The following is a 12,357-nucleotide window of genomic DNA, read 5'->3' on the forward strand; positions in this document are numbered from 1 at the left end:
AAAGTTTCTGGATGTCGAGTGTGGGAAAGACAAGCGAGCAAAATAATAGGCTGAATCGCGCTATTATCATTTCGGTAATATTGCACATTATCCTGATCGGATTTCTGATTTGGGGTTCTTTGGTGCAAAAAACAGAAATGGGGGGCGGTGGACAAAGTGGTACTGTCATTGATGCAGTTATGGTTGATCCGAATGCGGTCGTGCAGCAATATAACCAGCAGCAACAGCAACAGGCCAATGCAAAGTTAGCTGAACAACAGCGGAAGAAAAAAGCTGAGCAACAAGCGGCTGAATTGCGGGCAAGACAGGCGGAAGAACAGGAACGCTTGAAAGCGGCTGAAGAAGAGCGAATTAAAGCATTGCAAGAAGCTGAAGCGCAGAAAAAACAATCTGAAGTTGCTGCTGCTAAAGCACGTGAAGAGCAGGAGCAGGCTGATGCCGCCGCTGCCAAAGCGCGTGAAGATCAAAAGCAGGCAGAAGAAGCGGCGGCAAAAGCACTGGCAGAAAAAGAACGAATTCTAAAAGAGCAAGCTGAAGCCCGACAGAAAGCGGAAGCCCAAGCGAAGAAAGAAGCGGAAGAGGTGGCAAAACGTAAAGCGGCGGCTGAGGCAAAAGCTAAAGCGGAAGCCGAAGCTAAGGCCAAGGCAGCAGCAGAAGAGAAAGCTAAGGCAGAAGCAGAGGCTAAAAAAGCAAAAGCCAAGATAGAAGCAGCAAAACAAGCTCAAACGGTTAATGATCTGTTAGGTGGATTAACGTCTAATACACCTAAGCTGGGGGGAGCGGCTGCGGCAGGAAAAGGTGGCGGTAAGAAAAGTGGTCTTTCTCAACAAGATATTAATAGTTATCTGGGGAAAGTTCAGGCTGCAATAGAGAGTAAATTTTACGATTCGAACCTGTATATTGGTCGTACTTGTGATTTAAATATAAAGCTGGCGCCAGATGGATTACTGATTGATATCAAAGCAGGAGCGGGTGATCCGGCGTTATGTCGAGCTGCAATTACCGCCGCTAATTTGGCAAAAAAAATGCCGCCTCCACCAAGCAAAGAGGTTTATGAATATTTTAAGAATTTCACGCTAGAATTTAAACCGCAGTAAGTTAAATGTTTGGTAGATAATCGTTATGCTCTAAGCAAACTTTCGAATAATTTAGATGTACAAACAAAATTATTAGATTTTATTTAGGTATCTAGTTTTGTTTGTTGGCGTTTGTTAGAATCCGGCGGATTATTGCGGCAGATAAAAGATCGCGATAAGGGAGAGATGATGAAGCAAACTTTTAAACAGATGTTTAAAGTCATACTGGGCTTTCTGGTGATGTGGGCAGCACTTGCTCATGCAGAGGTTCGCATTGAAATTACGCAGGGTGTTGATTCTGCTCGTCCTATTGGGATTGTCCCATTTAAATGGACTGGAGCGGGCGAGTCACCTGAAAATATTGGTTCAATTATTGCCGCGGATTTGAGAAATAGTGGGAAATTTAATCCGATTGATTCTGCTCGTATGCCGCAACAACCGACTACTGCATCAGAGGTGACGCCTGCGGCATGGGCGGCGTTAGGGATCGATTCAGTCGTTGTTGGACATATTCAACCCAGTGCAGATGGTAAATTCCTGGTTTCTTATCAGCTTGTTGACGTTGCTGGTGCGCCAGGAACGGTCTTGGCGCAAGAACAATTCACAGTTGAAAAGAAATGGTTACGTTTCGCGGCACACACAGCCAGTAATCAGGTATTTGAAAAACTGACAGGTATTAGAGGTGCATTTACTACTCGTATAGCTTATGTCGTTAAAAATAACAGTGCGGGTAAGAATCGAGATGAGCTGCGTGTTTCTGATTATGATGGTTATAATCAATTTACCGTACATAGCTCACCGGACCCATTGATGTCACCAGCCTGGTCGCCAGATGCTTCCAAACTTGCCTATGTTACATTTGAAGGTGGTCGCTCTACGCTGATTATTCAAACACTGGCAACAGGTGCTGTTCGTCAGGTAGCTTCGTTCCCTCGCCATAACGGAGCTCCCGCATTTTCTCCGGATGGAACTAAACTTGCTTTTGCATTATCTAAAACCGGCAGTTTGAATCTTTACGTGATGGATTTAGCGTCTGGCCAAATCCGTCAGATCACTGATGGCCGCAGTAATAATACTGAGCCAAGCTGGATGCCAGATAACCAGACACTGGTCTATACCTCAGATCAGGGTGGGCGTCCACAATTGTATAAAATCGATATTAATGGCGGTGCTCCACAACGCCTAACTTGGGAAGGACCACAAAACCAAGATGCAGATGTTAGCCCTGACGGTAGTTTTATTGTGATGGTTAGCTCAGCGAGTGGCAGTCAGCATATCGCCAAACAAGATCTGGCAACGGGATCTGTCCAAGTCTTGACAGATACGTTTCTGGATGAAACGCCGAGCATCGCACCTAATGGCACTATGGTGATTTATAGCTCCACTCAAGGGTGGGGAACTGTATTGCAGCTAGTTTCGACTGATGGGCGTTTCAAATCGCGTCTTCCGGCTACCGATGGACAGGTAAAATTCCCTGCCTGGTCGCCGTATCTGTGATGCATAATAATATGTATGGCAAACTATAAAAGGATCAAAGAGATGCAACTGAACAAAGTGCTAAAAGGGCTGATGTTAGCTTTACCAATCATGGCCGTAGCAGCGTGTAGTTCTAACAAAACTGGCAATAATGATCAGTCTGGTGTAAGCACTGTTGATAATTCTTCTAAGACTCTGTCTGCTGAAGAATTAGCACGTCAGCAGATGCAAGAGCTGCAAAACAACAACATCGTATACTTCGGTTTCGATAAGTATGACATCAACAGCGAATTTGCTCAGATGTTGGATGCACACGCTGCCTTCCTGCGTACTAACCCATCTGTTAAAGTGACTATCGAAGGTCACGCGGACGAGCGTGGTACTCCAGAGTACAACATTGCTCTGGGTGAGCGTCGTGCGAACGCAGTGAAAATGTATCTGCAAGGCAAAGGCGTTTCCGCTGATCAGCTTGCTATCGTTTCTTACGGTAAAGAAAAACCAGCTGTACTTGGCCATGACGAAGCAGCATATGCGAAAAACCGTCGCGCTGTGATCGTATACTAAGAGTAATGCATGAACAGTAACTTCAGACGTTATATGTTGGGTCTGTCGTTATTGGTTGGCGTAGCGGCTCCTTGGGCCGCTACCGCCCGAGCGCCAATCAGTAATGTCGGCTCAGGCTCCACCGATGAGCGCCTCTCCCAATTAGAGCGTATTTCTGACGCTCATAGTCAATTATTAACTCAGCTCCAGCAACAGCTTTCTGATTCTCAACGTGATATCGATACACTCCGTGGTCAAATTCAGGAAAACCAGTATCAATTAAATCAGATCATTGAACGCCAAAAAGATCTTTATCTGCAATTGGATAAAATCACCAATCCATCCAGTGCAGAGAGTTCAGAGCCAGAAAATCGTAATGCTGTATCTTCGGCACCTGCTGGGAATAAACAATCTGCTGTGTCAGCGAGTACAGGAAGTGAAAAAAGTGATTACGATGCTGCCGTTTCTTTGGCTATCAACACCAAAGAATATGATAAAGCGATTGTCGCATTTCAAAACTTTGCTAAAACCTATCCCAAGTCTAAATATTTGCCGAATGCCAATTATTGGTTAGGGCAGTTGAATTACAACAAAGGCAAGAAAGACGATGCGGCTTATTATTTTGCCACTGTCGTGAAAGACTATCCCAAGTCACAAAAAAGCAGTGATTCCCTGTATAAAGTTGGTTTAATCATGCAGGAAAAGGGGCAAAAGGATAAAGCGAAGGCGGTTTATCAGCAGGTGGTTAAGCAATATCCTGGTACTAATGCAGCAAAAATGGCCGGGAAAAAGCTTTCCGGGATGTAATAATTATCCCCGAAAGGTCAGATATCGGTCTTTTGGGGGATGATTGACTGCTTAATAAGCATTTAAACAAGTTTTCTAAAATAAACATTGCGTCACACTGAGAAATCAGTAATATATGCCGCCGTTGGCAAAGATAACTGCCAAACAGGTTTAGATGGGTCGTTAGCTCAGTCGGTAGAGCAGTTGACTTTTAATCAATTGGTCGCAGGTTCGAATCCTGCACGACCCACCATCTAAACTCTCACTCAAGTACTCCTTAGATGGGTCGTTAGCTCAGTCGGTAGAGCAGTTGACTTTTAATCAATTGGTCGCAGGTTCGAATCCTGCACGACCCACCATCTAGATTCTTAACTCAAACACTCCTTAGATAAGTCGTTAACTCAGTCAGTAGAACAGTTGACTTTTAATCAATTGATCGCAGCAGATAGCTTAATAAGTTGATTACCGACTTCACATTTTTTCCTTATCGTTTTTAAATCTTTAAAATAATTAAAGACTTTTTTTCTTAAATTCGCTATCTTGTTTAGTATATAAAACAGAAAAGAGCAAAATAGCCTAATTATCTCGTAATTTCATGTTTTTTGTATTGATATACTAAACATTATTTATGGTAAGGATAAGAAAGTATGGATTTTTTCAACATTGATAACATATTAGTGCATATACCACTAGGAACGGGCGGCTATAACCTTTCATATATTGAAGCGATTGGTACGATAGCAGGGCTGTTATGTATTTGGCTCGCTAGTCAGGAGAAAATCATTAATTACCTGTTTGGATTAATTAATGTCTCACTCTTCGCTGTCATCTTCTTTCAAATTCAACTCTACGCTAGCCTCATTCTGCAAATCTTTTTCTTCGCGGCCAATATCTATGGTTGGTATGCATGGAGCCGAGTCAATGAGCAAAAACAAATAGAGCTTAAAATCCGGTGGCTCAACCCTAAACAGATGGCTGTTGTTGCCGCGGTTTCCATTTTTGCCATATTGATCATGACATTTAATATCGATCAATTATTTGGTTATATGGCAAAAGTGGTGGTGCTTGCTCTACAGGGAATAGGCTTTAATATCATCATGCCTGATTTACAGCCTGATGCTTTCCCATTCTGGGATTCAGTGATGACAGTATTATCCATTGTGGCAATGATACTGATGACGCGTAAGTATGTAGAAAACTGGCTGATTTGGGTCATCATAGATGTTATCAGTGTCGTGATTTATTACTATCAAGGTGTTTTGGCGATGTCGCTGCAATATATTATTTTGACAGGTATTGCATTAAATGGTGCTCGCCTGTGGATCAAGGCAGCGAAACAAGCGGATAACAACCAAAAGAAAATGTAAATTAAAAGCGATCATCGGCCATAGATAATTAACGTTCTATGGCCTGTTATTTGATATTTTTCTACAAAACACTTTCTTCTTATTTGTCTATTTATTTGAATTAACATCATTTTTACTCTCAATGGCATTTTCCATAAAAAAGTATTCTATTTTTACTCACAAAGATTATTTACAGAACAACGCCTAACAGTTAGATTGAGATCACAAAATTATTTTAAATAACTGTAAACGTATTAGGTGAAAGGATAATGAATTACCAGAATGACGATATAAGAATAAGAAAAATAACAGAATTATTACCACCAGTTGCATTACTCGAAAAATTTCCGGCCACAGAAGAGAGTGCTATTACTGTTCGTAAGGCACGTGAATCTATTCATAATATTTTAATTGGTGAAGATGATCGTCTATTGGTAGTGATTGGTCCATGTTCAATTCATGATCCACAAGCGGCGTTAGAATATGCAGCGCGCTTGAATAAATTACGTGAAGAATTGAAAGCCGATTTGGAAATTATCATGCGGGTTTACTTTGAAAAGCCCCGCACAACTATCGGCTGGAAAGGGTTGATTAACGATCCAAGCATGGATTGCAGTTTTAATATCAATGGCGGATTACGTACTGCCCGTAAGTTATTGCTCGATATTAATAATATGGGGTTACCTGCGGCAGGCGAATTCCTGGATATGATTACTCCTCAGTATTTAGCAGATCTCATGAGCTGGGGCGCAATAGGGGCACGTACAACGGAGTCTCAAATTCATCGCGAGTTGGCATCGGGGTTGTCCTGCCCGGTTGGTTTCAAAAATGGCACAGATGGAACGATCAAAGTCGCTATTGATGCGATTAATTCAGCGAGTTCATCGCACTGTTTCTTGTCTGTCACGAAATGGGGTCACTCCGCGATTGTGAATACAATAGGCAATCAAGATTGCCACATTATTCTGCGTGGTGGCAAAGAGCCTAATTACAGTGCCGAACATGTCAGTGCCGTTAAAGAAGGGTTAAAAAAAGCGGGTTTGGCTCCCTGCGTGATGATTGATTTCAGCCATGCAAATAGCGCGAAGCAGTTCAAAAGACAAATGGATGTCGGTGTTGATGTCTGCGGCCAGATTGCGGGTGGTGAAAATGCGATCATTGGTGTTATGGTTGAAAGTCATCTGGTTGAAGGAAACCAAAGTCTGGAGAGTGATAAGCCTTTGGTGTATGGTCAAAGTGTGACTGACGGTTGTATTGGCTGGGAAGATACAGAAGCGTTACTGTTCCAGTTGTCTCAGGCCGTCCAGAGCCGCAGAAGTTAATTTATCGCAAAAATACCATAAAAAAGCCGGAAATCAATCCGGCTTTTAACATTCTTTTTATGCGACCGTTGAGGATTACTTCGCTTTACCCTGATTTGCAACTGCCGCCGCTTTTGCCGCGATTTCATCAGCGTTGCCTAGATAATAGTGTTTGATAGGTTTCATGTTCTCATCAAACTCATAAACCAGTGGTACAGCAGTTGGAATGTTCAGTTCAAGAATTTCTTCTTCACTCATATTATCCAGATACTTTACCAATGCCCGCAGGGAGTTACCGTGAGCAGCGATAATGACTTTTTCGCCTTTTTCTACACGAGGCTTGATAACTTCTTCCCAATAAGGAATAACACGCTCAATAGTAGTAGCAAGGCTTTCAGTGACTGGGAGTTCTTCTGGTTTCAGGCTGGCGTAACGAGGATCGTGGCCTGGGTAACGTTCATCATCTTTGGTCAAATCAGGAGGAGTAATAGCGAAGCCACGACGCCACAATTTAACTTGATCATCGCCGTATTTGGCTGCGGTTTCTGCTTTATCCAGACCTTGTAATGCGCCGTAGTGACGTTCATTCAGTTTCCAGCTTTTCTCAACAGGTAGCCATTGCTGATCAACTTGGTCCAGAATATTCCACAAAGTGTGAATAGCACGCTTTAGAACGGAAGTATAGGCGAAATCAAAAGTAAAACCTTCTTCTTTCAATAGTTGACCAGCTTGTTGTGCTTCAGAGCGGCCTTTGTCGGACAATTCAACGTCAGTCCAGCCAGTAAAACGGTTCTCTTTGTTCCACTCGCTTTCTCCGTGCCTTACAAGAACCAGTTTAGTTACAGCCATAGCTTAAACTCCTATCAGTACTTTTTAATACAAAATGAAAAGATCGCTGCGGGCATTATATGGCGCGACAGGCTAAAACGGCAAACAATAGTCTCGTATCTCCTGTTTTAAATCATGTTTGGTGATAATTACGGCGATTATATATCCGGAAAGAAGGGGATAGCGGGGAGTTTATGATCTGAACCGTCCCCGAATAGAAGGAGACAATTCAGATCAAATGGAATTCAGTTTAGTGCATGACTACTGATTTTATTGGGTAGGTGAAAAATAGCAGATGCATCAGATTGAGTGAAAAATGGAAAGCAACAGCCACCCATAAACGCCCACTCCACAGCCAGGTCAGGCCATAAATTAATCCTGCCAGCGTAGCAAAAATCACCAGCAAACCACCGCCCGCAAAATGGGCAGCGCCAAACAGCAGGGAGGTAATGACAAGGGCTAAGTAAGGATTCATCCATTGACTGAGCTTCTGCTGAATATAGCCACGAAACAGCGCTTCTTCAGCCAAAGAGACAAAGAAAAGATTAGCAATAACAAAAGCAGGGAACCAATTAGGTAAATGGAGTTCAACGGACAATCCACCTAATACGGTTGCAAGCCATAATAATGCTGGAATAGCTGCGATCAATAATGCCCATCCATGAGCAGGTGCATTAGCCAAAGGTTTTCTGGTGAACAGAGTAGGCATACAAAATATCAGGATAAATGGTAGCAGCGCTTTGTCAAAGTTGAAATACATTGAAAAAGGAGCGCTGAGCGGGCCTGCCTGCACTTTATCCAGATACTTGAGGTTATGGAATCCTGGAATGTAATGCACAAACAGTAAAATACCACCAATGAGCAATAACAGCTCTATAACGATTTTGGGGACAAAATGTTTTTTGCTGTTTTTTTGGCAATAAATATATGCCATACCTAAAAGAGTTATCACTGTCAGCGTGATTATAGCGGGATAGGTAAGTACGTTAGTGCTGATCCCAACAATGATAGCGAAGAGCGCGACGAAAAAAGCAATTTTCTGGCGACTCTCTAAAAGCGCCAATGCAATGGCAAGTAATGCCCAAGCCATATAATTCCCTATTATCTTTAAAAAAACCAATGAAATAGTCTAAAAATGGACGGTGATTTTATAGTAATGGTTAAAAAATTCAAAAATAATAATAAAAAATATCAAAAAAATATGACTTGATTTTATTAAAGAGTGATTAAATAGAACGGTAACAGGAACCCCTCTCCATCAAGAGAGGGATCATAGTCATATATTGAGCGAAGAATGAAAATTACAGCGATTCTAAGGAAATATTTTCAGTTTCATACCGATAAATATCACCGTCAGAAATAAATCGCAGGCGATGGGTAATGCACTGTGGCGCATCTTCTTGATGATGAGAAACAAACAGAAGCTGCGTATCACCATGAGCAATCATGATATCAATGAAGCGCAGGACTAACTGGCGGTTTAGAGGATCAAGCCCTTGTAAAGGTTCATCCAAGATCAATAAAGCGGGATGCTTCACCAGAGCACGGGCAATCAAAACTAACCGCTGTTGCCCCCATGACAAACTATGAAAGGGGCTAGTTGCTGTTGCTCCCGATAGCCCCAATAAATCCAGCCACTCATCGGCTAACTGTTGCTGCCGATCTGAAACGGCCTGATAGAGTCCTATTGAATCGAAGAAACCCGATAGAATAACATTCCGAACGTTGGTACTGACACGATACCCCAGATGAATACTGTTACTGACATAACCAATATAACGTTTGATGTCCCAAATCGTTTCACCACTTCCCCGTTGGCGGCCAAATAATATTAACTCATTGCTGTAACCTTGGGGGTGATCGCCCGTAATCAGGTTGAGGAGTGTCGATTTTCCAGCGCCATTTTCACCGATGATTTGCCAGTGTTCATTAGGATTCACTTGCCAGCTTAAGCCGTGCAAAATGGGTTTATCATTGTATTGGACAATAACATCACGCATTGACACTAACGGTTGATCAGCTGGAAGTTGTCCATCAGTCCGGTATTCATCTGTTTCGGGAAGACGAATGTTTTTTAGCCCTTCACTGTGTGCTAACTGTGCCACGAGAGACTCTGCTAAAATGCGTTTTTTCTTTCCGGCCAGCGTCAGGTGACAATCCGCCAATACACCGACTTGTTCGACAAAATCAGGAATTTCATGGAATCGGGTTAAGATTAAAACTAAAGTAATGCCTTTTGCAGCCAGAGAACTCAACAATTGGGAAAGTTGATTGCGGGCATAATTATCTAGCCCATCAAAAGGTTCATCAAGGATAAGCAGATCTGGGTTTACCATTAATGCCTGACATAGCAAAACCTTACGAACTTCCCCTGTTGAAAGGTATTTGAATCGTCGTGAGAGTAGATCCTTAATACCAAAATATTCGCTTAATTCAAGGCACAATTCATTGTCTTTATGGTGAAGTTGGATGATGTCTGCGGCAGTACGCCCAGTATCCTCTTCTCCTTCACTGAGCAAATCTGTATTGTTGCGTTGCCACTCTTCATCAATCAGTTTCTGTAATTGTTCGAAAGATAGACGTATTGGTGTGCGAAACGAACAATGACGGTCACCTGCCAGTTGGATTAATTCATCCGACAGTGCACGAGCTAATGAAGATTTTCCACTGCCATTTGCGCCAACAAAAGCCCAACTTTCCCCAGAAATAATTTTCAGCGACGGTAGCCGTAGGGTACGGGTGTCACTTAAACGGAAACTACCTTGCGTTATTTGCAATTCAGACATTTTTCTTCCTTTTTAAGCAACATCAATTAAAGGATCATCAGAAATAAGCGGAATAATGTTCAATGTCAATGTGTAGCTATTTGTTATTCATTGAGAGTTAATCATTTTTGCAATCGATTTAACATAGGGTAGCAATAATCACTTTGTCGGCATTGAAAAGTGCGGTGACAGAATCGCGGGGCTGGAGTTGCAAATGGGTTACTTCCTGATTAGATAACGTAACACAAAGGGATTCACCGCCATCAAGTGTCAGAATAATTTCACTGTATTCTGTTCCTGTTTCAATATGGCTCACCTGGCTGGATAGGATATTATCGAATGGGACAGAAGGAGCATGTTTAGTTAAGGTTATCCACGGCGCTTTAATTAACACCAGTACTTCTTTTCCGGTAACTAAATTCAGCCGATTGGCACTTTGTTCCGTGACAGCCGCATAGATTGATGTTTTACCATCTGCCAGCAGAACCCGAACATGTTGTTGAATATTTGCGTGGCTACGTTCAATGATCGTACCAAAAAATTGATTTCGGGCACTGGTTTGTAACGAAAAACGAGATATAGCCGCAAGCAAGCTATCCAGAGGCAGGGAATCCTCTTTTAAAACATCAAACGCTTTTTGTTGAATTTTCTCCAGCAAATCATAAAGCTGCAACAGACGTTCGCCATAATGGGTAAGTTGGGCACCGCCGCCGCCTTTTCCACCCGTGGCACGTTCCACCAGGATTTCATCGGCGAGCTGATTCATTTCATTGATGGCATCCCAGGCACTTTTATAGCTGATCCTAGTCTGTTTTGCGCCTTGGCTGATAGAACCCGTGATTTTAATTTGCTTAAGCAACGCAATTCGTCGGGGATCAGCGAACAGACGTTGTTGCAATTTTAGTGTTAATAATATTTGGGCTTGCATAGTGGTTTATTTAGGGCAACTATTTGAAAGTTTTTACAACAGAACCATAAGAATCGCACGTTTCGTCGGTTACTGTTACTGTTTTATTGTCTAGAATAACCCAATTAACGTCTGTGTTATGTCAGATTCAGATATGACACAGTTAATTTGTTAGTCACTCAGGATATGAGGTTAGCATGTTTGAATTGCTTAAAAGTATGGGATTTGCGCTGATCATGGTCCCCGTGGTGATGGCGGCTATTTTGGCGTTGATTTACGGGCTTGGAGGATTATTCAATCTTATCTCCAAAACAGAAAATACCAGTCGATAGTCTTGAGCTTTACAATTTCTATTACCCGGTTATCCGGGTAATCATCAATTCCTGTCTTCTCTTCATATGCAACTTTTCATATGTAATTGTTGCATTGAGATCAACATAAAAACTAAAACTAACTCACAACTTGCCGATTAATCTAAGAATGGCGTTTTCATTTAACGTTGTATCTTGTTATATACAACGCACCATATTGATTATCTTAGGTGAGTGTAAAATGAAAAATAAAGTTTATCAGTTGCTGGCAGGGGCTGCGGTCACTTTTGCGCTTGTCGGGAATGTCTGGGCCGCAGATAAGGTGACGGTTTTTGCGGCTGCTTCATTAACCAATGCATTGGATGATATTGCGGCACAGTATAAAAAAGAGAAACGGGGCGATATTGTTGCCTCCTATGCTTCATCATCAACACTGGCACGTCAGATAGTGCAGGGAGCACCTGCGGATATTTTCATTTCTGCCGATCAGCAGTGGATGAATTATGCTACTGACAAACAATTAATTGCCGAAAATACTCGTCATACCTTGTTGGGTAACCAGCTTGTCCTGATTGCCCCTAAAGAAAGTAACTTGGATCAAGTTGAGATCAACCGAGAAACAAAATGGAAATCTTTGCTGGCAGGAGGGCGATTAGCGGTTGGCGATCCTGATCATGTACCAGTTGGTATTTATGCTAAAGAATCGCTGCAATATTTGAATGCATGGGATACGGTTAATCCACTGATGGCACGTACTAACAATGTGCGTAGTGGTATGGCCTTGGTAGAACGAGCCGAAGTCCCGCTGGGCATTGTTTATGGCTCTGATGCCGTTGCCAGCAATAAGGTGAAAGTTGTGGGTGTTTTCCCACCTGAAAGCCATAAACGGGTGGAATATCCGATGGCAATAATCAAAGGTCATGAAAGACAGGCGGTTCGCGATTTTTATGATTACCTTAAAACCCCTGAAGCCGCTGCCATTTTTAAACGTTACGGCTTTAGTCCACTGTAGGAACTG

Annotated in this window: 12 protein-coding genes and 2 tRNA genes; 10 read left to right on the plus strand and 4 right to left on the minus strand. The window is 42.4% G+C overall.

Features of this window, described 5'->3' with window-relative positions:
• Positions 1-20 precede the first annotated feature (20 nt).
• From tolA to aroG, 8 genes are all read left to right on the plus strand, one after another.
• Positions 21-1,097, plus strand: a complete 1,077-nt coding sequence (tolA, locus tag Xets_RS28020) for a cell envelope integrity protein TolA (protein ID WP_187651110.1) — start codon at positions 21-23, stop codon at positions 1,095-1,097.
• 189 nt (positions 1,098-1,286) lie between these two features.
• Positions 1,287-2,573 (plus strand): Tol-Pal system beta propeller repeat protein TolB, encoded by a 1,287-nt coding sequence (gene tolB / locus Xets_RS28025; RefSeq protein ID WP_370588200.1) that lies wholly within the window; start codon positions 1,287-1,289, stop codon positions 2,571-2,573.
• 42 nt (positions 2,574-2,615) lie between these two features.
• Positions 2,616-3,116: a peptidoglycan-associated lipoprotein Pal gene (gene pal, locus Xets_RS28030; RefSeq protein ID WP_047770281.1), complete on the plus strand. Its 501-nt coding sequence runs from the start codon at positions 2,616-2,618 to the stop codon at positions 3,114-3,116.
• Positions 3,117-3,149: 33 nt separating this feature from the next.
• Positions 3,150-3,902, plus strand: a complete 753-nt coding sequence (gene cpoB / locus Xets_RS28035) for a cell division protein CpoB (protein WP_370588214.1) — start codon at positions 3,150-3,152, stop codon at positions 3,900-3,902.
• 156 nt (positions 3,903-4,058) lie between these two features.
• Positions 4,059-4,134 (plus strand) — tRNA-Lys (locus tag Xets_RS28040).
• A gap of 30 nt (positions 4,135-4,164) precedes the next feature.
• Positions 4,165-4,240, plus strand: a tRNA-Lys gene (locus tag Xets_RS28045).
• A gap of 288 nt (positions 4,241-4,528) precedes the next feature.
• The gene (gene pnuC, locus Xets_RS28050) at positions 4,529-5,248 is read left to right on the plus strand and encodes a nicotinamide riboside transporter PnuC (RefSeq protein ID WP_187651109.1); all 720 of its coding nucleotides are present in this window, start codon (positions 4,529-4,531) and stop codon (positions 5,246-5,248) included.
• 248 nt (positions 5,249-5,496) lie between these two features.
• The gene (gene aroG / locus Xets_RS28055; RefSeq protein ID WP_099131158.1) at positions 5,497-6,549 is read left to right on the plus strand and encodes a 3-deoxy-7-phosphoheptulonate synthase AroG; all 1,053 of its coding nucleotides are present in this window, start codon (positions 5,497-5,499) and stop codon (positions 6,547-6,549) included.
• A 75-nt stretch (positions 6,550-6,624) separates the two neighbouring features.
• Here the strand turns inward: aroG and gpmA are convergent, their stop codons facing one another.
• The 4 genes from gpmA to modE form a co-directional block, all read right to left on the minus strand.
• The gene (gene gpmA / locus Xets_RS28060) at positions 6,625-7,377 is read right to left on the minus strand and encodes a 2,3-diphosphoglycerate-dependent phosphoglycerate mutase (protein ID WP_074018398.1); all 753 of its coding nucleotides are present in this window, start codon (positions 7,375-7,377) and stop codon (positions 6,625-6,627) included.
• A 229-nt stretch (positions 7,378-7,606) separates the two neighbouring features.
• Positions 7,607-8,446 (minus strand): CPBP family intramembrane glutamic endopeptidase, encoded by an 840-nt coding sequence (locus Xets_RS28065; RefSeq protein WP_099131159.1) that lies wholly within the window; start codon positions 8,444-8,446, stop codon positions 7,607-7,609.
• Positions 8,447-8,657: 211 nt separating this feature from the next.
• Positions 8,658-10,142, minus strand: coding sequence for a molybdate ABC transporter ATP-binding protein ModF (gene modF, locus Xets_RS28070; protein WP_187651108.1), 1,485 nt, complete (start codon positions 10,140-10,142; stop codon positions 8,658-8,660).
• Between the two features lie 118 nt (positions 10,143-10,260).
• Positions 10,261-11,049 carry a molybdenum-dependent transcriptional regulator gene (modE, locus tag Xets_RS28075; protein WP_099131161.1) on the minus strand — a complete coding sequence of 263 codons (789 nt, stop codon included), beginning with the start codon at positions 11,047-11,049 and terminating at the stop codon, positions 10,261-10,263.
• Between the two features lie 176 nt (positions 11,050-11,225).
• Here modE and Xets_RS28080 point away from each other — a divergent pair, with 176 nt between their 5' ends.
• Both Xets_RS28080 and modA read left to right on the plus strand, forming a co-directional pair.
• Complete coding sequence (locus tag Xets_RS28080; RefSeq protein ID WP_074018394.1) at positions 11,226-11,360, plus strand: AcrZ family multidrug efflux pump-associated protein; 135 nt, start codon at positions 11,226-11,228, stop codon at positions 11,358-11,360.
• Between the two features lie 220 nt (positions 11,361-11,580).
• A complete protein-coding gene (gene modA / locus Xets_RS28085; RefSeq protein ID WP_099131162.1) occupies positions 11,581-12,351 on the plus strand; it encodes a molybdate ABC transporter substrate-binding protein in 771 nt (256 codons plus the stop codon).
• The last annotated feature ends 6 nt before the right edge of the window (positions 12,352-12,357 follow it).

Origin of the sequence: Xenorhabdus sp. TS4, from assembly GCF_014467265.1 — a bacterium.
In the GTDB taxonomy this organism is placed as follows: Bacteria; Pseudomonadota; Gammaproteobacteria; order Enterobacterales; family Enterobacteriaceae; genus Xenorhabdus; species Xenorhabdus ehlersii.